The 22,313-nt window shown below is 57.0% G+C and carries 19 protein-coding genes; 14 read left to right on the plus strand and 5 right to left on the minus strand.

Annotated features, from left to right (window positions below; genetic code table 11):
- Window positions 1-45 precede the first annotated feature (45 nt).
- Complete coding sequence (mrcA, locus tag ACMGG5_RS04270; protein WP_032648328.1) at window positions 46-2,598, plus strand: peptidoglycan glycosyltransferase/peptidoglycan DD-transpeptidase MrcA; 2,553 nt, start codon at window positions 46-48, stop codon at window positions 2,596-2,598.
- Between the two features lie 80 nt (window positions 2,599-2,678).
- Here the strand turns inward: mrcA and nudE are convergent, their stop codons facing one another.
- Window positions 2,679-3,239 (minus strand): ADP compounds hydrolase NudE, encoded by a 561-nt coding sequence (gene nudE, locus ACMGG5_RS04275; protein WP_023333707.1) that lies wholly within the window; start codon window positions 3,237-3,239, stop codon window positions 2,679-2,681.
- 321 nt (window positions 3,240-3,560) lie between these two features.
- Between nudE and ACMGG5_RS04280 the strand changes: the two genes are divergently transcribed.
- From ACMGG5_RS04280 to pckA, 5 genes are all read left to right on the plus strand, one after another.
- Window positions 3,561-5,696, plus strand: a complete 2,136-nt coding sequence (locus ACMGG5_RS04280) for an intracellular growth attenuator family protein (RefSeq protein ID WP_061716367.1) — start codon at window positions 3,561-3,563, stop codon at window positions 5,694-5,696.
- Between the two features lie 67 nt (window positions 5,697-5,763).
- Window positions 5,764-6,447, plus strand: coding sequence for a GMP/IMP nucleotidase (gene yrfG / locus ACMGG5_RS04285; RefSeq protein WP_420277550.1), 684 nt, complete (start codon window positions 5,764-5,766; stop codon window positions 6,445-6,447).
- Window positions 6,444-6,845, plus strand: coding sequence for a ribosome-associated heat shock protein Hsp15 (hslR, locus tag ACMGG5_RS04290; protein WP_023333710.1), 402 nt, complete (start codon window positions 6,444-6,446; stop codon window positions 6,843-6,845). Before yrfG ends, hslR begins: the two co-directional genes overlap by 4 nt.
- A gap of 17 nt (window positions 6,846-6,862) precedes the next feature.
- Window positions 6,863-7,747: an Hsp33 family molecular chaperone HslO gene (gene hslO, locus ACMGG5_RS04295; RefSeq protein WP_161495995.1), complete on the plus strand. Its 885-nt coding sequence runs from the start codon at window positions 6,863-6,865 to the stop codon at window positions 7,745-7,747.
- A gap of 359 nt (window positions 7,748-8,106) precedes the next feature.
- Complete coding sequence (gene pckA / locus ACMGG5_RS04300; protein ID WP_047652888.1) at window positions 8,107-9,726, plus strand: phosphoenolpyruvate carboxykinase (ATP); 1,620 nt, start codon at window positions 8,107-8,109, stop codon at window positions 9,724-9,726.
- A 66-nt stretch (window positions 9,727-9,792) separates the two neighbouring features.
- Here the strand turns inward: pckA and envZ are convergent, their stop codons facing one another.
- Entirely contained in the window at window positions 9,793-11,139 is a 1,347-nt protein-coding gene (gene envZ, locus ACMGG5_RS04305; RefSeq protein ID WP_008503047.1) for a two-component system sensor histidine kinase EnvZ, read from the minus strand.
- Complete coding sequence (gene ompR, locus ACMGG5_RS04310; protein ID WP_001157751.1) at window positions 11,136-11,855, minus strand: two-component system response regulator OmpR; 720 nt, start codon at window positions 11,853-11,855, stop codon at window positions 11,136-11,138. Before ompR ends, envZ begins: the two co-directional genes overlap by 4 nt.
- Window positions 11,856-12,083: 228 nt before the next feature.
- Here ompR and greB point away from each other — a divergent pair, with 228 nt between their 5' ends.
- The 5 genes from greB (at window position 12,084) to feoC (ending at window position 18,083) form a co-directional block, all read left to right on the plus strand.
- Window positions 12,084-12,557 carry a transcription elongation factor GreB gene (gene greB / locus ACMGG5_RS04315; protein ID WP_420277551.1) on the plus strand — a complete coding sequence of 158 codons (474 nt, stop codon included), beginning with the start codon at window positions 12,084-12,086 and terminating at the stop codon, window positions 12,555-12,557.
- 86 nt (window positions 12,558-12,643) lie between these two features.
- Window positions 12,644-14,974 carry a Tex family protein gene (locus ACMGG5_RS04320; RefSeq protein ID WP_420277552.1) on the plus strand — a complete coding sequence of 777 codons (2,331 nt, stop codon included), beginning with the start codon at window positions 12,644-12,646 and terminating at the stop codon, window positions 14,972-14,974.
- Window positions 14,975-15,258: 284 nt separating this feature from the next.
- Window positions 15,259-15,486: a ferrous iron transporter A gene (gene feoA, locus ACMGG5_RS04325; protein WP_008503050.1), complete on the plus strand. Its 228-nt coding sequence runs from the start codon at window positions 15,259-15,261 to the stop codon at window positions 15,484-15,486.
- Window positions 15,487-15,515: 29 nt separating this feature from the next.
- Complete coding sequence (gene feoB / locus ACMGG5_RS04330; RefSeq protein ID WP_420277553.1) at window positions 15,516-17,834, plus strand: Fe(2+) transporter permease subunit FeoB; 2,319 nt, start codon at window positions 15,516-15,518, stop codon at window positions 17,832-17,834.
- Window positions 17,835-17,846: 12 nt separating this feature from the next.
- Complete coding sequence (gene feoC / locus ACMGG5_RS04335) at window positions 17,847-18,083, plus strand: [Fe-S]-dependent transcriptional repressor FeoC (protein ID WP_024907906.1); 237 nt, start codon at window positions 17,847-17,849, stop codon at window positions 18,081-18,083.
- Between the two features lie 33 nt (window positions 18,084-18,116).
- On the opposite strand, the gene ACMGG5_RS04340 is transcribed toward feoC, so the two are convergent.
- Both ACMGG5_RS04340 and bioH read right to left on the minus strand, forming a co-directional pair.
- On the minus strand, window positions 18,117-18,386 hold the full coding sequence (locus ACMGG5_RS04340; protein WP_024907905.1) for a YdgH/BhsA/McbA-like domain containing protein: 270 nt from the start codon (window positions 18,384-18,386) through the stop codon (window positions 18,117-18,119).
- Between the two features lie 111 nt (window positions 18,387-18,497).
- Window positions 18,498-19,271, minus strand: coding sequence for a pimeloyl-ACP methyl ester esterase BioH (gene bioH, locus ACMGG5_RS04345; protein ID WP_290094165.1), 774 nt, complete (start codon window positions 19,269-19,271; stop codon window positions 18,498-18,500).
- A gap of 36 nt (window positions 19,272-19,307) precedes the next feature.
- Here bioH and gntX point away from each other — a divergent pair, with 36 nt between their 5' ends.
- The 3 genes from gntX to gntT all read left to right on the plus strand — a co-directional run bounded on the left by gntX (window position 19,308) and on the right by gntT (window position 22,263).
- Complete coding sequence (gene gntX, locus ACMGG5_RS04350) at window positions 19,308-19,991, plus strand: DNA utilization protein GntX (protein WP_048991804.1); 684 nt, start codon at window positions 19,308-19,310, stop codon at window positions 19,989-19,991.
- 61 nt (window positions 19,992-20,052) lie between these two features.
- Complete coding sequence (nfuA, locus tag ACMGG5_RS04355) at window positions 20,053-20,628, plus strand: Fe-S biogenesis protein NfuA (RefSeq protein ID WP_008503055.1); 576 nt, start codon at window positions 20,053-20,055, stop codon at window positions 20,626-20,628.
- Window positions 20,629-20,946: 318 nt separating this feature from the next.
- Window positions 20,947-22,263 (plus strand): gluconate transporter, encoded by a 1,317-nt coding sequence (gene gntT, locus ACMGG5_RS04360; RefSeq protein ID WP_024907902.1) that lies wholly within the window; start codon window positions 20,947-20,949, stop codon window positions 22,261-22,263.
- Window positions 22,264-22,313: the final 50 nt, after the last annotated feature.

The following is a 22,313-nucleotide window of genomic DNA, read 5'->3' on the forward strand; positions in this document are numbered from 1 at the left end:
GATTGTTTAGAAACTGCCCAAGTGAAACCAAATGGGAAATCTCCGGTGAAGTTCGTAAAGTATTTATTCATCCTTGCAGTCTGTTGCATTCTGCTGGGAGCAGGCTCGATTTACGGTTTGTACAAATATATTGAGCCACAGCTACCTGATGTCGCCACGCTTCGCGATGTGCGACTCCAGATCCCGATGCAAGTCTATAGCGCCGATGGCGAGCTCATGGCGCAGTATGGCGAGAAGCGTCGTATTCCGCTGACCTTAAACCAAATTCCCCCTGTGATGGTGAAAGCCTTTATCGCCACGGAGGACAGCCGTTTTTACGAGCACCACGGTGTCGATCCGGTGGGGATTTTCCGCGCCGCGAGCATTGCGCTGTTCTCTGGTCACGCCTCTCAGGGGGCGAGTACCATTACGCAGCAGCTGGCGCGTAACTTCTTCCTCAGCCCTGAAAAGACGCTGATACGTAAGATCAAAGAGGTGTTCCTTGCTATCCGTATTGAGCAGCTGCTGAGCAAAGACGAAATCCTTGAGCTGTACCTCAACAAAATCTACCTGGGCTACCGCGCTTATGGCGTGGGGGCTGCCGCACAGGTGTACTTCGGTAAGCCTGTTGAGCAACTCACCTTAAGCGAAATGGCAACCATTGCCGGTCTGCCGAAAGCGCCGTCCACGTTTAACCCGCTCTACTCGCTCGATCGCGCCACCGCGCGTCGGAACGTCGTCCTGTCACGTATGCTGAGCGAAGGCTACATCAGCCAGAGCGAGTACGAGCAGGCGCGTAACGATGTCATTGACGCTAACTACCACGCCCCTGAGATCGCCTTCGCCTCCCCTTACCTGACCGAAATGGTTCGCCAGGAGATGGTGAATCGTTATGGTGATAAGGCCTATGAAGATGGCTATCGCGTGTACACCACCGTCACCCGCAAAGTTCAGCAGGCGGCGCAGGAAGCGGTACGCAACAACGTGATGGACTACGATATGCGTCACGGCTATCGCGGCCCGTCAAACGTGCTGTGGAAAGTGGGCGAAAGCGCGTGGGACAGCAAAAAAATCACCAGTACGCTGAAGGCGCTGCCAACCTACGGTCCGCTCCTTCCTGCCGTGGTGACGCAGGCCGATCCTCAGGAGGCCGTTGCGACGCTTGCGGACGGTACCTCCGTCTCCCTGCGTATGGACGGTATCCGCTGGGCGCGTCCGTACCGCTCGGATACGCTGCAGGGCGCCACGCCGCGTAAAGTGACCGACGCGGTACAAACCGGGCAGCAAATCTGGGTGCGCAAGGTAGGTGAATCCTGGTGGCTGGCGCAGGTGCCGGACGTCAACTCGGCCCTGGTCTCGATCAACCCGCAGAACGGCGCCATCCTGGCCCTGGTCGGCGGGTTTGATTTCAACCAGAGCAAATTTAACCGCGCCACCCAGGCGCTGCGTCAGGTCGGTTCCAATATAAAACCGTTCCTCTACACGGCAGCGATGGATAAGGGTCTGACCCTCGCCAGCATCCTGAACGACGTGCCAATTTCCCGCTGGGATGCCGGTGCCGGTTCCGACTGGCAGCCGAAGAACTCCCCTGCGGAATATGCCGGTCCTATTCGTCTTCGTCAGGGCCTGGGACAGTCGAAAAACGTGGTGATGGTACGCGCCATGCGCGCGATGGGCGTCGACTATGCCGCAGAGTATCTGCAGCGCTTCGGCTTCCCGGCGCAGAATATCGTTCGCACCGAGTCGCTGGCGTTGGGCTCAGCCTCCTTTACGCCGCTTCAGGTCGCACGCGGTTACTCGGTGATGGCCAACGGCGGCTTCCTGATTGACCCGTACTTCATCAGCAAGATCGAGAACGACCAGGGCGGCGTGCTGTTTGAAGCGAAGCCGAAAATTGCCTGCCCTGACTGCGATATTCCAGTCATTTATGGCAATACGCCGAAATCCGACGTGCTTGAAAACAAGGACATGGAAGACCCGGCCGTGTCGCAGGAGCAGCAGAACGGCGTTGTGCCGCAGCCGCAGCTGGAACAGGCGAACCAGGCGCTGGTGGCGCAGACCGGTGCGCAGCAGTATGCCCCGCATGTGATCAACACGCCGCTGTCGTTCCTGATCAAGAGCGCGCTGAACACCAACATCTTCGGTGAACCGGGCTGGCAGGGTACCGGCTGGCGTGCAGGACGTGATTTGCAGCGCCATGATATCGGCGGTAAAACGGGGACAACCAACAGCTCGAAAGACGCGTGGTTCTCCGGTTACGGGCCGGGCGTGGTGACATCGGTCTGGATCGGCTTCGACGATCACCGCCGCGATTTAGGGCGTACAACGGCCTCCGGCGCGATTAAGGATCAGATTTCCGGCTACGAAGGCGGAGCGAAGAGCGCGCAGCCGGCCTGGGACGCCTACATGAAGTCCGTTCTCGAAGGCGTGCCGGAGCAGCCGCTGACGCCACCGCCAGGCGTGGTGACGGTCAATATCGACCGCAGTACGGGTCAGCTCGCCAACGGCGGTAACAGTCGCGAAGAGTATTTCATTGAGGGCACCCAGCCAACCACACAGGCGGTGCACGAGGTGGGTACAGAGATCATTGACAACGGCGAAACGCACGAGCTGTTCTAAACATAAAAATGCCCGGTAAAAACCGGGCAAAGCATCGTAGGCCGGGTAAGGCGAAGCCGCCACCCGGCTTTTTTTATGGCCTACAGCCGCCCCTGCCCCTTCAGCCACTCCCGAACCAGGAACAGCGCGCTCACGTTACGAGCCTCATTAAAGTCAGGGTCTTCCAGCAGATCCATCAGGTGCGCCAGCGGCCAGCGAACCTGCGGCAGCGGCTCCGGCTCATCCCCTTCGAGCGATTCAGGATAGAGATCTTCAGCGACCACAATATTCATTTTGCTGGAAAAATAGGACGGCGCCATGCTCAGTTTTTTCAGGAATGAAAGCTCATTCGCCCCGAAACCGACCTCTTCTTTCAGCTCGCGGTTGGCCGCTTCAAAGACGGTTTCACCCGGATCGATAAGCCCTTTCGAGAACCCAAGCTCGTAAGATTCCGTTCCCACAGCGTATTCGCGGATCAAAATCAGATGATCGTCGATAATGGGAATAATCATCACCGCTTCGCGCGACGAGGGGCGCATACGTTCATAAACGCGACGCACACCGTTGCTGAACTCCAGGTCCACACTTTCAACATTAAACAGCCGCGATTTGGCGACAGTTTCAACATTCAGAATGGTGGGTTTTTGTAGTGGTTTGCTCATCGTGATGGGTCTTAGCAGTGAGAACTGGGGTTATTGTGCGATACGCCGCACGGTTTCGGCAATGTCAATTGTTCTGTATTTACATTTGTGCAACCTAGCAGGAATCAATCCTCAATTCAAAACAAATGTCAAGAGGTTGAAATGTTTCCAGGAATTTGCTGATATCGCGCCATAACAGGCTTTGCTATCATCACCGGTCACTGGGATGCGCTTCAGAATGCTCAAGTTCGACTCCATACTTGCCGATAGCCAACCACAGACACTCATTCAATGTAAAGGTGCTACTGACTACACCTGTAAGATAAGTAAGATGGGGAAAGCATGAGCACCATTTTGATTGTTCTCGCTGCTATGCTGGCCGGCGCATTGGTTGCAGGGTGGATGTACAGGCGCCGCGTACAGCGCCGTTATCGTCTGCCCTTTTTAAATGCATTTGCGGGCGCGACCACGCGTAAACTCACGCAAGACGAGCGCGATGCAGTTGAAAACTATCTCGAAATCCTGAACCGTTCTCAGCTCACGCCTGGGCCAACGGGAGCTACCGCCGCACCCGTCGCGCTAAAGCTCAATGCGCAAAGTGATACCGTGCTCTGCGTGACGCGCTCCATCACGCGCTATGGCATCACTACTGATGACCCCAACAAATGGCGCTATTACCTGGATTCCGTCGAAGTGCATCTCCCTCCGTCCTGGGAGCAATACATTAATGACGAAAACAGCGTTGAGCTGATTCACACCGATTCGTTGCCCCTGGTTATTTCGCTTAACGGCCACACGCTGAATGAATACCTTCAGGAAGCCCCGCGTTTTGCGCTGGAGCGTGCGAGTTCAACGCAGGCTTCTATTCGTGGCGAAGAAACTGAGCAGATCGAACTGCTGAATATTCGCCAGGAAACCCATGAAGAGTACGCCCTGAGCCGCCCGGACGGCATTCGTGAAGCGCTTCTGATCGTCTCCGCCTTCCTGCTCTTTTTTGTCTGCCTGTTGACGCCGGATGTGTTTGTCCCCTGGCTGGCGGGAGGCGCGGTGCTGCTGCTGGCGGCCGGGCTTTGGGGTCTCTTTGCCCCACCGGCCAAAACCTCGTTGCGCGAGATCCACTGCCTGCGCGGTACGCCAAAGCGCTGGGGCCTGTTCGGTGAAAACGATCAGGAACATCTCAATAATATTTCGCTCGGTATTATCGACCTGATCTACCCGCGCCACTGGCAACCGTGGATTGCGCAGGACCTGGGTCAGAAAACGGATATTGATATCTACCTTGACCGACACGTTGTGCGTCAGGGGCGCTTCTTATCCCTGCATGATGAAGTGAAAAATTTCCCGCTTCAGCACTGGCTTCGCAGCACGGTCATTGCCGGAGGCGCGGCGCTGGTCTTAGTCATGCTGCTGCTTTTCGTGCCGCTGGATATGCCCATCAAATTCACCCTGTCGTGGATCAAAGGGGCGCAAACCATCGAAGCGACCAGCGTCAACAAGCTGGATGAAGCCGGTGTGCGCGTGGGGGACACGCTGCGCCTGAAGGGTACCGGGATGTGTAATATTCACACCCCGGGGGCGTGGAACACCCGCCAGAATTCGCCGTTTATGCCGTTCGATTGCTCGCAAATTATCTGGAACGACGCGCCGCCGCTGCCGCTGCCGGAATCCGAAGTGGTGAATAAAGCCACGGCCCTTACCCAGACGGTGAACCGCCAGCTGCACCCGAAAACGGACGATGACTCGCGCGTCAGCCCCGCGCTGCGCTCGGCCATTCAGAAATCAGGCATGGTTCTGCTGGATGATTTTGGTGACATCGTCCTGAAAACGCAGGATTTATGCTCCTCTCAGGATGAGTGCATACGTCTTAAAAACGCCCTGGTAAACCTGGGTAACAGTAAAGACTGGGACTCGCTGGTGAAACGCGCCGAAGCGGGACGACTGGACGGTGTTAACGTGCTGCTGCGTCCGGTGAGCGCTGAATCGCTGGATAACCTGGTCGCCACTTCCACGTCGCCGTTCATGATGCGCGAGACCACCCGAGCGGCTCAGGCGCTGAACAGCCCGGCACCGGGCGGGTTTGTGATTGTCAGCGATGAGGGCAGCGACCTGGTCGATCAGCCTTACCCGCAGGTTGCGCTTTACGACTACCCGGCGCAGGAGCAGTGGAGCCAATTCCAGCGCCTGGCGCAGATGCTGATGCAAACGCCGTTCAGTGCCGAAGGGATCGTCACAAGCCTTTACACCGACGCCAACGGCACTCGCCATATCGGCCTGCACCGGATGCCGGATAGCGCAGGGCTATGGCGTTACATCGGCACCTCTCTGCTGATGACCGCAATGCTGATTGCCATTTTCTGGAACGGCTTTATGGCCCTGCGCCGCTACCAGCGCTCGCGCACCCGGCTTGCCGAGATCCAGCAATATTACGAAAACTGCCTCAATCCTAAGCTGATCCCCTCGTCTGAGAGCCTGATCTGATAACGTCGTTGCGCGACAAGATGTGCTACCCTGTCGCGCACGTTTCTTCTGGCTGGAGTTCCCCCTAATGCATCTTGATATCGCCTGGCAGGAGGTTGATACCGTTCTGCTGGATATGGACGGCACGCTGCTCGATCTCGCCTTTGATAACTATTTCTGGCAAACGCTGGTTCCTGAAACCTATGGCGAGCAGCAGGGGATCTCCCCGACAGAAGCGCAGGCATTCATTCGTTCGCAATATAGCGCGGTCCAACATACGCTAAACTGGTACTGTCTTGACTACTGGAGCGATCGCCTTGGTCTGGATATTTGTGCCATGACCACCGCCCAGGGTCCACGCGCCGTATTGCGCGAGGATACGGTTCCGTTCCTGGATGCGCTGAAAGCAAGCGGCAAGCGCCGTATTTTACTGACCAACGCGCATCCACATAATCTGGCGGTGAAGCTGGAGCATACGGGTCTGGCGTCGCACCTTGATTTATTACTTTCCACCCACACATTTGGTTATCCGAAAGAGGATCAGCGGTTGTGGCATGCGGTGAAGGAAGAGACGGGTTTGCAGCCAGAACGTACGCTGTTCATTGATGACAGCGAGCCCATTCTGGATTCCGCGGCAAAGTTTGGCATCCGCTACTGTTTGGGCGTTACCAATCCTGACTCTGGCCTGGCTGAAAAAAGCTATCTGCGCCACCCTGGACTGAACGACTATCGCCAGATGATCCCCTCACTGACCGTGAAGGAGACGCCATGAAAGAAAAACCCTCTGACGGGGTAAGACTGGATAAATGGCTGTGGGCGGCGCGTTTTTATAAAACACGCGCCCTTGCCCGCGAGATGGTTGACGGCGGAAAAGTGCATTACAACGGCCAGCGCAGCAAACCGAGCAAGCTGGTTGAGCTGAATGCCACCTTAACGCTGCGTCAGGGCAACGATGAACGTACGGTAGTGATTAAAGCCATTACCGAACAACGTCGACCCGCAACGGAAGCCGTACTGCTTTATGAAGAGACGGCGGAGAGCATTGAAAAGCGCGAGAAGACCGCGCTGGCGCGCAAAATGAACGCGCTGACGATGCCTCACCCGGACCGGCGACCGGATAAAAAAGAGCGCCGCGACCTGATGAAATTTAAACACGGTGAGACTGAATAACCTCACCCGCACGAGAGATGAAAATGGCCCAACACGACCAATTACACCGCTATCTGTTTGAACAATTCGCCGTGCGCGGCGAGCTGGTCACCGTATCTGAAACCTGGAAACAGATTCTGGAAAACCACAACTACCCGCTGCCGGTGAAGACCCTGTTGGGCGAACTGCTGGTTGCCACCAGCCTGCTGACGGCGACGCTGAAGTTTGCCGGTGATATCACCGTGCAGCTGCAGGGTGACGGCCCGATGACGCTGGCGGTCATCAACGGCAATAACCAGCAGCAGATGCGCGGCGTCGCGCGCGTTCAGGGCGACGTGCCTGAAAATGCAGACCTCAAAACGCTGGTGGGTAATGGCTACCTGGTGATCACCATCTCCCCTGAGGAAGGTGAGCGCTATCAGGGCGTGGTGGGTCTGGAAGGCGATACCCTGGCGGCCTGCCTGGAAGATTACTTCATGCGTTCTGAACAGCTGCCGACGCGTCTGTTCATCCGCACCGGTGAAGTGGACGGTCAGCCTGCTGCGGGCGGTATGCTGCTGCAGGTTCTGCCTGCGCAGGACGCACAGACCAATGACTTTGAGCACCTGGCGACGCTGACAGAAACCATCAAAGCGGAAGAGTTGTTCAACCTGTCAGCGACTGACGTGCTGTGGCGTCTGTACCACGAAGAAGAAGTGACCGTTTACGACCCGCAGTCCGTGGAATTTAAGTGCACCTGCTCCCGCGAACGCTGCGCTGGCGCACTGAAAACCCTGCCGGACGAAGAGATCGACAGCATCATGGCGGAAGACGGTGAAATTGATATGCACTGTGACTACTGCGGTACGCACTATGTGTTCAATTCAATGGATATCGCTGAGATCCGCAATAACGCCTCCCCGGCAGATCCACAGGTTCACTAAACCTCTTTCCCTCACCCTATAACCCTCTCCCCTTTGAGGAGAGGGCTGGGGTGAGGGGAAAAAACTCCACCCAAGCTGAATCGTTTTCCCTATGTAACTCTTACGTAATTTTCTTACGTGTATGCGATTACATTCACATTCTTTCCGATAAAATCACCAGTCTTTAACCTTTTCGGAACATTTTCCCCACCCAAAAAGCGATTCCTGCGATAATCCGCCTGCGCTGTGACTGGAGTCGCAGCGTTTTCCGTTAGTAAGGGTTTTGTCCAGATGCATGAATCTATGAGCCCCGTCGCGGTAAACAACCCCAGAAAAACCCTACAATTTCAGGCAGTACATATTGGCTAAGGAGCAGTGATATGCGTGTTACTGGTTTAACCCCGCAAGATCTCAAGGCTTATGGTATTCACGACGTCCAGGAAATCGTCTACAACCCCGACTACGATACGCTGTATCAGGAAGAGCTCAATCCAGCACTGGAAGGATACGAGCGTGGTGTGTTGACGAATCTTGGTGCTATCGCCGTCGATACCGGTATCTTTACCGGTCGTTCGCCGAAAGATAAGTATATCGTCCGAGACGAAACCACCCGCGATACGCTGTGGTGGGCTGACAAGGGCAAAGGGAAGAACGACAATAAACCGCTCTCTCCGGAAACCTGGCAGCACCTGAAAGGGCTCGTCACCCAGCAACTTTCCGGCAAGCGTTTGTTTATTGTCGACGCTTTCTGCGGCGCTAACGCCGACACCCGTCTCTCCGTACGTTTTATCACCGAAGTGGCCTGGCAGGCGCATTTCGTGAAAAACATGTTTATTCGTCCAACCGACGAAGAGCTGCAGGACTTCACCCCTGATTTCATCGTGATGAACGGCGCGAAATGCACCAACCCACAGTGGAAAGAGCAGGGTCTGAACTCCGAAAACTTTGTTGCCTTCAACCTGACCGAGCGTATCCAGCTGATCGGCGGTACCTGGTACGGCGGCGAAATGAAGAAAGGGATGTTCTCGGTCATGAACTACCTGCTGCCGCTGCGGGGCATCGCCTCCATGCACTGCTCGGCGAACGTCGGTGAAAAAGGCGACGTGGCGGTCTTCTTCGGCCTGTCCGGCACCGGGAAAACGACTCTGTCCACCGATCCAAAACGTCGTCTGATTGGCGATGACGAACACGGCTGGGATGACGACGGCGTATTCAACTTTGAAGGCGGCTGCTACGCGAAGACCATTCGCCTGTCTGAAGAGGCCGAGCCGGATATCTTCCACGCGATCCGTCGCGATGCGCTGCTGGAAAACGTCACCGTGCGTGCCGACGGCTCCATCGACTTCGACGATGCGTCGAAAACGGAAAACACCCGCGTCTCTTACCCGATCTACCACATCGACAATATCGTGAAGCCGGTGTCAAAAGCGGGTCATGCCACGAAGGTTATTTTCCTGACGGCGGATGCGTTCGGCGTGTTGCCTCCGGTGTCTCGCCTGACGGCCAGCCAGACGCAGTACCACTTCCTCTCCGGTTTCACCGCCAAGCTGGCGGGTACCGAGCGCGGCGTGACGGAGCCAACCCCAACCTTCTCCGCCTGCTTCGGTGCGGCCTTCCTGTCGCTGCACCCGACGCAGTATGCTGAAGTGCTGGTGAAACGCATGCAGGCATCCGGCGCGCAGGCATACCTGGTGAACACCGGCTGGAACGGCACCGGCAAACGTATCTCCATCAAAGATACCCGCGCCATTATCGACGCCATTCTGGATGGTTCTCTGGACGACGCCGAAACCTTCACTCTGCCGATGTTTGACCTGGCGATCCCAACGTCGCTGCCGGGTGTGGATACGCATATCCTCGACCCGCGCAATACGTACGGTTCGCCGGAGCAGTGGCGTGAGAAAGCGGAATCGCTGGCGAAGCTGTTTATCGAGAACTTCGAGAAGTACACCGATACCCCGGCGGGTGCTGCGCTGGTGAGTGCGGGTCCAAAACTGTAGTCCATGTCGGGTGGCGGCTTCGCCTTACCCGACCTACAAAAAAGGGTGGCTCGTGCCACCCTTTTTTCAACTCTCTTTCACCTGCCCTCGCGTCACCGGAACCGGCAACCAGGCGCGAATGCTCAACCCACCCCGCTCGCTGGTACCAATCTCCAGCAGTCCGTTATGGTTATCCACAATACGCTGCACAATCGCCAGGCCTAAGCCCGTACCGCTGGTGCTGCGCGCGCTGTCGCCGCGCACAAACGGCTGGAACAGATGCTTACGCTGCTCGGGCTTGATGCCCGGACCGTCGTCTTCCACCTGGAACCAGGCGCGGTTGAGTTCAGAGCCGCTGCTGACCTTAATCCAGCCGTTGCCGTAGCGCGCCGCGTTAACCACCATGTTGGCCACCGCGCGCTTAATGGAGAGCGGGTGCATGCGTACCTGGATCTCGCCCGCCTGAAGGTCGGTATCAATCTCGCGCTCGTAGCCGCTTTCCGCCGCCACCACTTCGCCCAGCACCGCGTTCAGATCCGCCATCTCCATCGGCATCTCCTGACCGGTGCGCAGGTAGTCGATGAACTGCTCGATGATGGCGTTGCACTCTTCGATATCCTTGTTGATGGACTCGGCGAGATAACCGTCCTCTTCTCCCATCATCTCCGTCGCCAGACGGATACGCGTTAGCGGCGTGCGCAGGTCATGACTGACGCCCGCCATCAGCAGCGTACGGTCATCCGCCAGCTGCTTCACGCCTGCCGCCATATGGTTAAACGCGCGCGTCACCGAGCGGACTTCCGAGGCGCCATACTCGCGTAGCGGAGGAGGAATAATCCCTTTACCGACCTGCAGCGCAGCGTGCTCCAGGTCGACCAGCGGTCGGTTCTGTATACGGATAAATAGCCACGCGCCGCCTATCGCCAGCAGCATAATCGCCAGGGTGTAGCGGAACAGCGGCGAGAAGTCGCCCTGATGGATTTCGGTCAGCGGGACGCGCACCCAGATATTGGGTGACAGCCAGGTTTTCAGCCAGACGACGGGCGAGCTCTTGTTGACCTCAACGCGCACTTCCGTCGGGCCACCCAGTTGCTGCGCCATCTGCTGGCTGAGGAATTCATAGTGCTGCGCCCAGCGCAGGCCCGCGTCTTCCGCCGCTTCATTCGAGTAGAGCGAAATGCCCAGTTCACGGTAGATTTCACGGCGAAACGCCGGGGGAACGACGAGCTGCGTGCCGTCCTCCAGCTGCAGTTTATCGGTCATCAGCATACGGACTTCGTAGGCCAGGACCTTATTAAACTGCTGGAGGCTCGGCAGGATCGCAAAGTTCAGCACCACCAGATAGGTCGTCACCAGGCTGACGAACAGCAGGGTGACGATCAGTAACAGGGTGCGGGCAAACGAGCTACGCGGCGAGAAGCGCATTCGCCTCATGCTTTAGAGCCGTCCGGGACGAACACGTAGCCCAGACCCCATACGGTCTGAATATAACGAGGATGCGCCGGATCTTCTTCCACCATGCGGCGCAGGCGGGAGATCTGCACGTCAATAGAGCGTTCCATTGCGGAGTATTCGCGACCGCGCGCCAGGTTCATCAGCTTGTCACGGGAAAGCGGTTCACGCGGGTGGCTGACCAGCGCTTTCAGGACCGCAAACTCGCCGCTGGTGAGCGGCATTGGCTCGTCTTCACGGAACATCTCGCGCGTACCGAGGTTCAGCTTGAACTTGCCGAAGGCGATGACGGCTTCTTCCTGCGACGGCGCGCCAGGCAGTTCGTTAGCCTGACGGCGAAGGACAGCGCGAATACGCGCCAGCAGTTCACGCGGGTTAAACGGTTTTGGAATATAGTCGTCGGCGCCGATTTCGAGGCCCACGATACGGTCAACTTCTTCTCCCTTCGCCGTCACCATGATGATCGGCATCGGGTTGCTCTGGCTGCGCAGACGGCGGCAGATAGAAAGCCCGTCTTCGCCAGGCAGCATCAGGTCGAGAACCATCAGGTGGAAAGATTCACGGGTCAGCAGACGGTCCATCTGCTCAGCGTTCGCGACGCTACGAACCTGGAAGCCCTGCTCGGTCAGATAACGTTCCAGCAGCGCACGCAGGCGCATGTCGTCATCCACGACCAGAATTTTGTAGTTCTCTTGCATTGTGTGTACTCCCAAAGGTTCGGATAGTCTTTGTAACAGCGTATTCTAAAAAAGTGCACGTATTCGACCAGTTAATTCTGGTATAAATTCTAGTCGAAATTGTTACAAAGCATATTTAACAGCAGCTTATCTGTTCATTTCATCACATAAATCATTATTAATCCTGTCTGTTACACTGTGTGGTACGTATTGTGCGCAAGACAGAAAACCGGCAGCAAAGGCTTTACCATGAAAACGCCCCTGATCACCCGCGAAGGGTATGAGAAGCTCAAAGAAGAGATGGATTACCTCTGGCGCGAAGAGCGTCCTGAAGTGACCAAAAAAGTGACCTGGGCCGCGAGCCTGGGCGATCGCAGCGAAAACGCTGACTACCAGTACAACAAAAAGCGGCTGCGCGAAATTGACCGCCGGGTTCGCTATCTGACGAAGTGCCTCGAGAATCTCAAAATTGTCGATTACTCACCGCAGCAGGAGGGCAAAGTGTTCTTCGGCGCGTGGGTGGAGATTGAAAACGACGACGGCGACACCCTGCGCTTTCGCATTGTCGGCTACGATGAAATTTTTGGTCGTAAGGATTACATCTCCATCGACTCCCCGATGGCTCGCGCGCTGTTGAAAAAGGAAGTGGGCGATCTGGCCGTCGTGCAGACCCCAGCCGGCGAAGCCAGCTGGTACGTCAATGAGATCGTCTACGTAAAATAGTCCGAGAGCGCCCTCCCCGGCTGGCATTTTGCCGTGTCAGCCCGTATAACTATCCCCTGATTTTTGACCCACAAGATGATAAAGCCATGATGAAAGATTCGCTCTGCCGCATTATTGCGGGTGATATTCAGGCCAGAGCCGAACAGGTAGAAGCTGCCGTTCGCCTGCTTGATGAAGGGAACACCGTGCCATTTATTGCGCGCTATCGTAAGGAAGTCACCGGCGGTCTGGATGACACGCAACTGCGTAACCTGGAGACCCGTCTCGGTTATCTGCGCGAACTGGAAGAACGTCGTCAGGCGATCCTCAAGTCCATCGGCGAACAGGGCAAGCTGACCAGCGATCTGGAAAGCGCCATCAACGGCACCCTGAGCAAAACCGAACTCGAAGACCTCTATCTGCCGTATAAACCGAAGCGCCGCACGCGCGGGCAGATTGCGATTGAAGCGGGTCTTGAGCCGCTGGCCGACCTGCTGTGGAACGAGCCGTCCCACGATCCGGATACCGAAGCGGCGAAATTTATCGACGCTGACAAAGGCGTAGCGGACACCAAGGCCGCCCTCGACGGCGCACGCTACATTCTGATGGAGCGCTTCGCCGAAGACGCCGCCCTGCTCGCCAAAGTGCGTGATTACCTGTGGAAGAACGCCCACATCGTCTCTACCGTCGTCGCGGGTAAAGAGGAAGAAGGCGCGAAATTCCGCGACTACTTCGATCACCACGAACCGATCTCTACCGCCCCTTCCCACCGCGCGCTAGCGATGTTCCGCGGCCGCAACGAAGGCGTGCTGCAGCTCTCCCTGAACGCCGACCCGCAGTTTGACGAGCCGCCGAAAGAGAGCCACTGCGAGCAGATCATCATCGACCATCTTGGCCTGCGCCTGAACAACGCCCCGGCGGACAGCTGGCGCAAAGGCGTGGTGAGCTGGACCTGGCGCATCAAGGTGCTGATGCACCTCGAAACCGAGCTGATGGGCACCGTGCGCGAGCGCGCCGAAGATGAAGCGATTAACGTCTTCGCCCGTAACCTGCACGACCTGCTGATGGCCGCTCCTGCTGGCCTGCGCGCCACCATGGGTCTCGATCCGGGTCTGCGCACCGGTGTAAAAGTCGCTGTGGTTGACGGCACCGGCAAGCTGGTGGCTACCGATACCATTTATCCGCACACTGGCCAGGCAGCGAAAGCGGCCGTGGTAGTGGCGGCGCTGTGCGAAAAATACAACGTCGAGCTGGTTGCCATCGGCAACGGTACGGCCTCACGTGAGACCGAGCGTTTCTACCTCGACGTGCAGAAGCAGTTCCCGAAAGTGACGGCGCAGAAAGTGATCGTCAGCGAAGCGGGGGCATCCGTCTATTCCGCATCCGAGCTGGCGGCACAGGAGTTCCCGGACCTGGACGTTTCCCTGCGCGGTGCGGTCTCTATCGCTCGCCGCCTGCAGGATCCGCTGGCGGAACTGGTGAAGATCGACCCGAAATCCATCGGCGTGGGCCAGTATCAGCACGACGTGAGCCAGACGCAGCTGGCGCGCAAGCTGGATGCTGTCGTGGAAGACTGCGTTAACGCCGTCGGCGTTGACCTGAACACCGCCTCCGTTCCGCTGCTGACCCGCGTGGCGGGCTTAACCCGCATGATGGCGCAGAACATCGTCGCCTGGCGTGACGAGAACGGCCAGTTCCAGAACCGTCAGCAGTTGCTGAAGGTCAGCCGTCTGGGGCCAAAAGCCTTTGAGCAGTGCGCGGGCTTCCTCCGCATCAACCACGGCGATAACCCGCTGGATGCCTCTACCGTTCACCCGGAAGCGTACCCTGTGGTGGAGCGTATTCTGGCCGCCACCCAGCAGGCCCTGAAAGATCTCATGGGCGACAGCAGCGCTCTGCGCAATCTGAAAGCCGTTGATTTCACCGATGACAAATTTGGTGTCCCAACCGTTACCGACATTATCAAAGAGCTGGAAAAGCCGGGCCGCGATCCGCGTCCTGAGTTCAAAACGGCGACCTTTGCTGACGGCGTGGAAACCATGAACGACCTGCTGCCCGGCATGGTGCTGGAAGGCGCGGTGACCAACGTCACCAACTTTGGCGCGTTTGTGGATATCGGCGTGCATCAGGACGGTCTGGTCCATATCTCCTCCCTTGCCGACAAGTTCGTTGAAGACCCGCACACCGTGGTCAAAGCGGGCGACATCGTGAAGGTCAAAGTGCTGGAAGTGGACCTGCAGCGCAAGCGTATCGCCCTGAGCATGCGTCTGGACGAACAGCCGGGTGACACCAACGCGCGCCGTGGCGGAAACGGCGGTGGCCGCGAGCAGCAGCGTCCGGCCGCGAAAGCAGCAAAACCGCGCGGACGTGATGCCCAGCCTGCAGGCAACAGCGCGATGATGGATGCGCTGGCGGCAGCGATGGGTAAGAAACGCTAAACCCTCACCCTAACCCTCTCCCCACAGGGGAGAGGGAATAATAATATCGTGCCGTAATATATGAAACCGATTGCACATCCATATTTAAACCACTAATTATCACTCTGTTAACAAATACTCCCCTTTTCGTCTTCCAGGCATTTCAGCAAATATTGAGCAAGGTCAAAAAGGCCGTAAATTAATATCGCAAACAACATTCCGTCACAGTTTTAATATTGCTGATAAAAACTATTCTCATTATCATCCCATAGTAGATAATTTAACCTTTCGTGGAATCAGGCGTTATGCAATTCACTCCAGACAGTGCATGGAAGATTACCGGTTTTACCCGCGAAATTAGCCCGGCCTATCGGCAAAAGCTGCTGTCGCTGGGCATGCTGCCCGGCTCGTCATTCCAGGTCGTGCGTGTGGCGCCGCTAGGTGACCCGGTTCATATCGAAACCCGCCGCGTGAATCTGGTGCTGCGTAAGAAAGACCTCGCGTTAATAGAAGTCGAAGCCTTATCCCGATAACAAGCCAGCGGTTTCAGTGAGTCTAAAAAATGAAAAAGTTAACTATTGGCTTAATTGGCAATCCTAATTCCGGCAAGACTACGCTTTTTAACCAGCTGACTGGAGCCCGCCAGCGCGTGGGCAACTGGGCGGGCGTGACGGTTGAGCGTAAAGAGGGCCAGTTCACGACAACGGACAATCAGGTAACGCTGGTCGACCTTCCCGGCACCTACTCCTTAACCACCATTTCGTCGCAAACCTCGCTCGATGAGCAGATTGCCTGCCACTATATTCTTGGCGGCGACGCGGACCTGCTGATCAACGTGGTCGATGCCTCCAATCTCGAGCGTAACCTTTATCTGACGCTGCAGCTGCTGGAGCTGGGGATCCCCTGCATCGTGGCGCTCAACATGCTCGATATCGCAGAGAAACAAAAGCTGCGCATCGACGTCGATGCCCTCTCCGCGCGCCTGGGGTGCCCGGTGGTTCCGCTGGTCTCGACGCGCGCGCGCGGTATTGATGCGCTGAAGCTGGCCATTGACCGTCACGCGGGTAATCGCGACATTGAGCTGGTGCATTACGCGCAGCCTCTCCTGCGTGAAGCCAACGTGCTGGCGCAGGAGATGGACAACAGCATGCCTGCGAAACAGCGCCTGTGGCTTGGACTGCAGATGCTGGAAGGGGATATCTACAGCCGCGCTTACGCCGGGCATGCGGCCGATAAGCTGGACGTGACGGTGGCCCGGCTTAGCGACGAGCTGGACGACCCGGCGTTGCACATCGCCGACGCCCGTTACCAGGCCATCGCCTCGATCTGCGACGTGGTCAGTAACGCCCTGACGGCAGAACCCAGCCGCTTAACGGCGGCGGTGGATAAAGTTGTGCTTAACCGCTTCCTTGGTTTGCCGATCTTCCTGCTGGTGATGTACGTGATGTTCTTGCTCGCCATTAACATCGGTGGCGCGCTGCAGCCGATTTTTGACGCCGGTTCCGTCGCGGTCTTCGTCCACGGGATCCAGTGGGTGGGTTACACCCTGCACTTCCCGGAATGGCTCACCATCTTCCTCGCGCAGGGGATCGGCGGCGGTATCAACACCGTTCTGCCGCTGGTGCCGCAGATCGGCATGATGTATCTGTTCCTCTCGTTCCTGGAAGATTCCGGCTACATGGCGCGCGCCGCGTTCGTGATGGATCGTCTGATGCAGGCGCTGGGTCTGCCGGGTAAATCCTTCGTCCCGCTGATTGTCGGCTTCGGCTGTAACGTGCCGTCGGTGATGGGCGCGCGCACCCTGGATGCACCGCGTGAACGTCTGATGACCATTATGATGGCGCCGTTTATGTCCTGCGGTGCCCGCCTGGCAATCTTTGCGGTCTTTGCGGCAGCCTTCTTTGGCCAGCAGGGTGCGCTGGCGGTCTTCTCGCTGTATGTGCTGGGCATCGTGATGGCGATCCTCACCGGTCTGATGCTGAAGCACACCATCATGCGCGGTGAAGCGTCACCGTTTGTGATGGAGCTGCCGGTGTATCACGTGCCGCATCTGAAAAGCCTGGCGATCCAGACCTGGCAGCGCCTGAAAGGCTTTGTGCTGCGCGCCGGTAAGGTAATTGTCATCGTCAGCATTTTCCTGAGCGCGCTGAACAGCTTCACCTTCAGCGGGCAGGCGGCAGATAACATCAACGACTCTGCCCTCGCTTCCGTCAGCCGCGTCATCACGCCGGTCTTCAAACCGATTGGCGTGCATGAGGATAACTGGCAGGCAACCGTCGGGCTGTTCACCGGTGCGATGGCGAAAGAGGTGGTTGTCGGCACCCTGAACACGCTTTACACCGCTGAGAACATTCAGGAACAGGAATTTAATCCAGCAGAGTTTCATCTCGGTCATGAGCTGCTGGGTGCCGTAGAGGAAACCTGGCAGAGCCTGAAGGACACCTTCAGCCTGAGCGTGCTGGCGAACCCGATTGAAGCGAGCAAAGGCGACGGCGAAATGGCGACGGGTGCCATGGGCGTGATGGGCGAGAAATTTGGCAGCGCGTCCGCGGCCTACAGCTACCTTATCTTTGTACTGCTCTACATTCCGTGCATCTCGGTGATGGGGGCGATTGCCCGCGAGTCCAGCCGCGGCTGGATGGGTTTCTCCATCCTGTGGGGGTTAAATATTGCGTACTCGCTGTCGACGCTCTTTTATCAAACCGTTAACTTCAGTCAGCATCCGCGCTACAGTCTGGTCTGCATTCTCGCGGTTGTGCTGTTTAACGTGGTAGTGCTCGGTCTGCTGCGGCGGGCACGCAGCCGCGTCGATATTGATCTGCTGGCAAACCGTAAAACCGCCGCGACCTGCTGCAACAGCCCGGCGGGCGACTGCCACTAAGGAGTACACCACATGGCATCGTTGATTCAGGTTCGTGACCTGCTGGCGCTACAGGGGCGGATGGAGGCGAAACAGTTGAGCCTCAGCCTGCATACGCCGCAGCCGATGATCGATGCCATGCTGGAAAGACTGGAAGCCATGGGGAAAGCCGTGCGGATTCAGGAAGACGCGGATGGCTGTCTCTCCGGCAGTTGTAAAAGCTGTCCGGAAGGAAAGGCCTGCCTCAGGGAGTGGTGGGCACTGCGCTAGTAAAGCCAGGCATCGCTGCCTGGCTTTATCGTATTACTTGTAGACGTCCGCCGTTGCGCGTACGTTCTTCGTGTCTTTGTTTGCACTGGTTACCACGTAGTACGTCCCACCCAGTTCATCCGCTTTCTTCGACAGCTCTCTGCGAGCATCCATCGGCGCGGTAGTATCAGACGTAGAGATCTCACCAACTTTGGTCAGATTCATGCCGGCAACTTTATCTTTTTCCAGCTCTTTTGCCGCAAAGACGCCAAATGAAAGTGACCCAATAACCAGAGAAGTGACAATACCTGTAACAAGTTTCATAACCTGACTCTCCATAGGATTGTTGTTTTGATTATCGTAGGCAGAACAACCGCAACGACATCTGGAGTATGGTTGCGGTGTGTAACTTTTTCCAGGCTGGATAGAAAATAATCAGTCGAAACGTTGACTTAACGCAATGAGCGCTGAACAAAACTCCGCCGGATGAGAGATGAACGGGGCATGTGCAGCTTTGGCAACGATCTGCGATTCGCTGTTCGGCCAAAGTGAATCCAGGAGTGGAACCACCTTGCGCGGCACAATTCCGTCGAGGTAACCGTAGATACGCAGGTGCGGCAGCGTCAGGGAGGCCAGCGGCGCGCGCAGGTCAACCGTTTTCAGCAGCTCAAGACCGCCGTTAAGCACCTCAACCTCCGGCATCGGCAGCGACAGCACGGTTTGCTTCAGCGTGCGGGCATCCTTACGGGCGGTGTCAGTTCCCATCGTCTGCAGGGCGAGGAAGCGCTCTACGGTCCGCTGGAAATCTTCGCTCAGCTGCTGCTGGAATCCCGCCAGTACCTCGGGTTTTATCCCCGGCCACGCGTCCTGCGCGCTAAAACAGGGCGACGACGCCACCGTCACCAGCGCTTGTACGCGGTCTGGTCGCGACAGCGCAACCTGGCTCGCCACCAGCCCGCCCAGGCTCCAGCCCAGCCAGACAGCGTTTTGCGGCGCGGCGTCCAGAACCTGCTGCGCCATCTCATCAAGCGACAACGCGCCATATCCGCGGCTGCGGCCAAAGCCGGGTAAATCCACCAGATGCAGTGTGAAATGCGAGGCGAGTTCCTCACGTATGCAATGCCATATCTCCGCATTCAGGCCCCATCCGTGCAGCAGCACAAGATGGCAATTTCCTGTCCCTACAGTCTGCCACCACAGCGTCTTCATCAGTTACTGTTCTCTTTTTTCACATGGAGGTTGCACATGCTAACAGTACCTGGGTTGTGCTGGCTATGCCGAATGCCGCTGGCGCTAAGCGAGTGGGGCGTCTGCTCCGTCTGTACGCGTTCGCTGGAATGGCGTATCGGGATCTGTCCACAATGTGGTTTACCGGCCATAAATTCCTCTTTGCCCTGCGGCCGCTGCCTGAAGAAATCCCCGCCGTGGAGCGCGCTGGTGGCCGTGGATGATTATGTTCCACCGCTGAGCAGGCTGATTCACGCGCTGAAGTTTTCCGGGCAGAGCTCGCTTGCACCGCCCCTTGCCCGCCTGCTATTGCTGGCGGTTTTGCAGGCACGGCGTCATCGCGCACTGCCGAAAATTGACAGGGTGGTGAATGTCCCCTTATACCGACATCGGCACTGGCGGCGCGGCTATAACCAGAGTGACCTGATCTGCCGTCCCCTCGCACGGTGGCTCGGCTGTCGGTATGATGCCAGCGCGCTGACGCGTGTTCATGCCACCGCCATCCAGCATCAGCTCAGCGCGCGGCTTCGCAAAAGAAACCTCAAAAATGCCTTTCGCCTTGAATTACCGGTCGACGGTCTCCATATCGCGATTGTGGATGATGTCGTCACCACGGGCAGTACCGTTGCTGAACTTTCCCGACTGCTTTTGCGAAGCGGCGCCGCGTCGGTTCAGGTATGGTGTCTGTGCCGTACCTTGTAGCCCTTCTTCAATGGGCGTATGATTATACCCAGGTAATTTAGTCAACTATTAGGCCAAAGCTATGATCCGTATTTCCGATTCTGCACAAGCGCACTTTGCCAAACTGCTGGCAAATCAGGAAGAAGGGACGCAGATCCGCGTGTTTGTGATTAATCCAGGCACTCCGAATGCAGAATGTGGTGTTTCTTATTGTCCTCCGGACGCTGTGGAAGCCACCGACACTGCCCTTAAATTTGAACAGCTCACCGCCTATGTTGATGAGCTGAGCGCACCGTATCTTGAAGATGCGGAGATCGACTTCGTCACCGATCAGCTGGGTTCTCAGCTGACCCTGAAAGCGCCGAACGCGAAAATGCGTAAAGTGTCTGACGATGCCCCGCTGATGGAGCGCGTCGAGTATCTGCTGCAATCCCAAATCAACCCACAGCTGGCGGGCCACGGCGGCCGTGTTTCCCTGATGGAAATCACCGACGAAGGTTTTGCCATTCTGCAGTTTGGCGGCGGTTGTAACGGTTGTTCAATGGTCGATGTCACCCTGAAAGAAGGGATCGAGAAGCAGCTGCTGAACGAGTTCCCGGAACTGAAAGGCGTGCGTGACCTGACCGAACACCAGCGCGGCGAGCACTCCTACTACTGATTCAGTGCCCGTCTGTATTGCCCGGTGGCGCTGCGCTTACCGGGCCTACAAAACCCTGCCCCCCCCCTCTTCGTTCCCCTCTATATGTTGACCTGCGTCTCATAATTCACATTTTGCCTGCCAGGGTGATTCTCAATCACGTCATGTTACCCGTATCATTCTCATGGGCACTAAGCACACTCATAACAGCCGACTAAACTTAATGGTTTCCAAGGCATCAGTATTAGTGCCGTTACTTCTCTGTTCCCAGTTGGGACAATCGGAATGTGTCGTTGAAACAATGACGTTACCCATAACAATTCAAAGGCCAGGTAAATCATGCCATTAGTCATCGTTGCTATCGGTGTTGTGTTATTACTGCTCTTGATGATCCGTTTCAAAATGAACGGATTTATCGCTCTGGTTCTGGTGGCACTTGCAGTCGGTCTGATGCAGGGTATGCCGCTGGTTAAAGTTATCAGTTCCATCAAAGCCGGTGTCGGCGGCACGCTCGGCAGCCTGGCGTTGATCATGGGCTTCGGCGCTATGCTCGGTAAAATGCTGGCGGACTGTGGTGGCGCCCAGCGTATTGCTACCACGCTTATCGACAAATTTGGTAAGAAGAATATTCAGTGGGCAGTGGTGTTAACCGGTTTTACCGTCGGTTTCGCGCTGTTCTACGAAGTGGGCTTCGTGCTGATGCTGCCGCTGGTGTTCACCATCGCGGCTGCCGCGAGCATCCCGCTGCTGTATGTTGGCGTGCCGATGGCTGCGGCGCTGTCCGTGACCCACGGCTTCCTGCCGCCGCACCCGGGTCCAACCGCTATCGCGACCATCTTCCACGCGGATATGGGTAAAACCCTGCTGTTCGGTACGATTCTGGCGATCCCGACGGTGATTCTGGCAGGCCCGGTTTATGCCCGCTTCCTGAAGGGCATTGATAAGCCAATCCCGGAAGGTCTGTACAGCGCCAAAACCTTCACCGAAGAAGAGATGCCTGGTTTTGGCGTCAGCGTCTGGACTTCTCTGGTACCGGTGATCCTGATGGCAATGCGTGCCGTGGCTGAGATGATCCTGCCGAAAGGTCATGCGTTCCTGTCCGTTGCGGAATTCCTGGGTGACCCGGTGATGGCAACGCTGATTGCCGTGCTGATCGCGATGTTCACCTTCGGTCTGAACCGTGGCCGCTCGATGGATCAGATCAACGACACGCTGACCTCTTCCATCAAAATCATTGCCATGATGCTCCTGATCATCGGCGGTGGCGGTGCCTTCAAACAGGTTCTGGTTGACAGCGGCGTGGACAAATACATCGCCGCGATGATGCATGAAACCAACGTGTCGCCGCTCCTGATGGCCTGGTCTATTGCCGCGGTTCTGCGTATTGCCCTAGGCTCTGCGACCGTTGCGGCGATTACCGCAGGCGGCATCGTTGCGCCGTTGATTGCCACCACGGGCGTGAGCCCTGAGCTGATGGTTATCGCCGTCGGTTCCGGTAGCGTGATTTTCTCTCACGTTAACGACCCGGGCTTCTGGCTGTTCAAGGAGTACTTCAACCTGACGATCGGTGAAACCATCAAGTCCTGGTCCGCGCTGGAAACCATTATTTCGGTGTGCGGTCTGGTCGGGGTGCTGCTGTTGAATATGGTGGTCTGATGCCCTAAGTCGGGTGGCGGCTACGCCTTACCCGACCTACATGAGCACTA

The sequence above is a fragment of the Enterobacter sp. BNK-34 genome, assembly GCF_048684445.1.
Classification (GTDB): domain Bacteria; phylum Pseudomonadota; class Gammaproteobacteria; order Enterobacterales; family Enterobacteriaceae; genus Enterobacter; species Enterobacter pseudoroggenkampii.

What these genes read in the sequence shown, in the direction of transcription:
- yrfG (WP_420277550.1), top strand. Translation starts at nt 5,764, where the DNA reads ATGCATCTTGATATCGCCTGGCAGGAGGTTGATACCGTTCTGCTGGAT.
- ACMGG5_RS04340 (WP_024907905.1), bottom strand. Translation starts at nt 18,386, where the DNA reads ATGAAACTTGTTACAGGTATTGTCACTTCTCTGGTTATTGGGTCACTT.
- ACMGG5_RS04320 (WP_420277552.1), top strand. Translation starts at nt 12,644, where the DNA reads ATGATGAAAGATTCGCTCTGCCGCATTATTGCGGGTGATATTCAGGCC.
- nfuA (WP_008503055.1), top strand. Translation starts at nt 20,053, where the DNA reads ATGATCCGTATTTCCGATTCTGCACAAGCGCACTTTGCCAAACTGCTG.
- nudE (WP_023333707.1), bottom strand. Translation starts at nt 3,239, where the DNA reads ATGAGCAAACCACTACAAAAACCCACCATTCTGAATGTTGAAACTGTC.
- ACMGG5_RS04280 (WP_061716367.1), top strand. Translation starts at nt 3,561, where the DNA reads ATGAGCACCATTTTGATTGTTCTCGCTGCTATGCTGGCCGGCGCATTG.
- feoA (WP_008503050.1), top strand. Translation starts at nt 15,259, where the DNA reads ATGCAATTCACTCCAGACAGTGCATGGAAGATTACCGGTTTTACCCGC.
- feoC (WP_024907906.1), top strand. Translation starts at nt 17,847, where the DNA reads ATGGCATCGTTGATTCAGGTTCGTGACCTGCTGGCGCTACAGGGGCGG.
- feoB (WP_420277553.1), top strand. Translation starts at nt 15,516, where the DNA reads ATGAAAAAGTTAACTATTGGCTTAATTGGCAATCCTAATTCCGGCAAG.
- ompR (WP_001157751.1), bottom strand. Translation starts at nt 11,855, where the DNA reads ATGCAAGAGAACTACAAAATTCTGGTCGTGGATGACGACATGCGCCTG.
- gntX (WP_048991804.1), top strand. Translation starts at nt 19,308, where the DNA reads ATGCTAACAGTACCTGGGTTGTGCTGGCTATGCCGAATGCCGCTGGCG.
- greB (WP_420277551.1), top strand. Translation starts at nt 12,084, where the DNA reads ATGAAAACGCCCCTGATCACCCGCGAAGGGTATGAGAAGCTCAAAGAA.
- hslR (WP_023333710.1), top strand. Translation starts at nt 6,444, where the DNA reads ATGAAAGAAAAACCCTCTGACGGGGTAAGACTGGATAAATGGCTGTGG.
- bioH (WP_290094165.1), bottom strand. Translation starts at nt 19,271, where the DNA reads ATGAAGACGCTGTGGTGGCAGACTGTAGGGACAGGAAATTGCCATCTT.
- envZ (WP_008503047.1), bottom strand. Translation starts at nt 11,139, where the DNA reads ATGAGGCGAATGCGCTTCTCGCCGCGTAGCTCGTTTGCCCGCACCCTG.
- pckA (WP_047652888.1), top strand. Translation starts at nt 8,107, where the DNA reads ATGCGTGTTACTGGTTTAACCCCGCAAGATCTCAAGGCTTATGGTATT.
- hslO (WP_161495995.1), top strand. Translation starts at nt 6,863, where the DNA reads ATGAAAATGGCCCAACACGACCAATTACACCGCTATCTGTTTGAACAA.
- gntT (WP_024907902.1), top strand. Translation starts at nt 20,947, where the DNA reads ATGCCATTAGTCATCGTTGCTATCGGTGTTGTGTTATTACTGCTCTTG.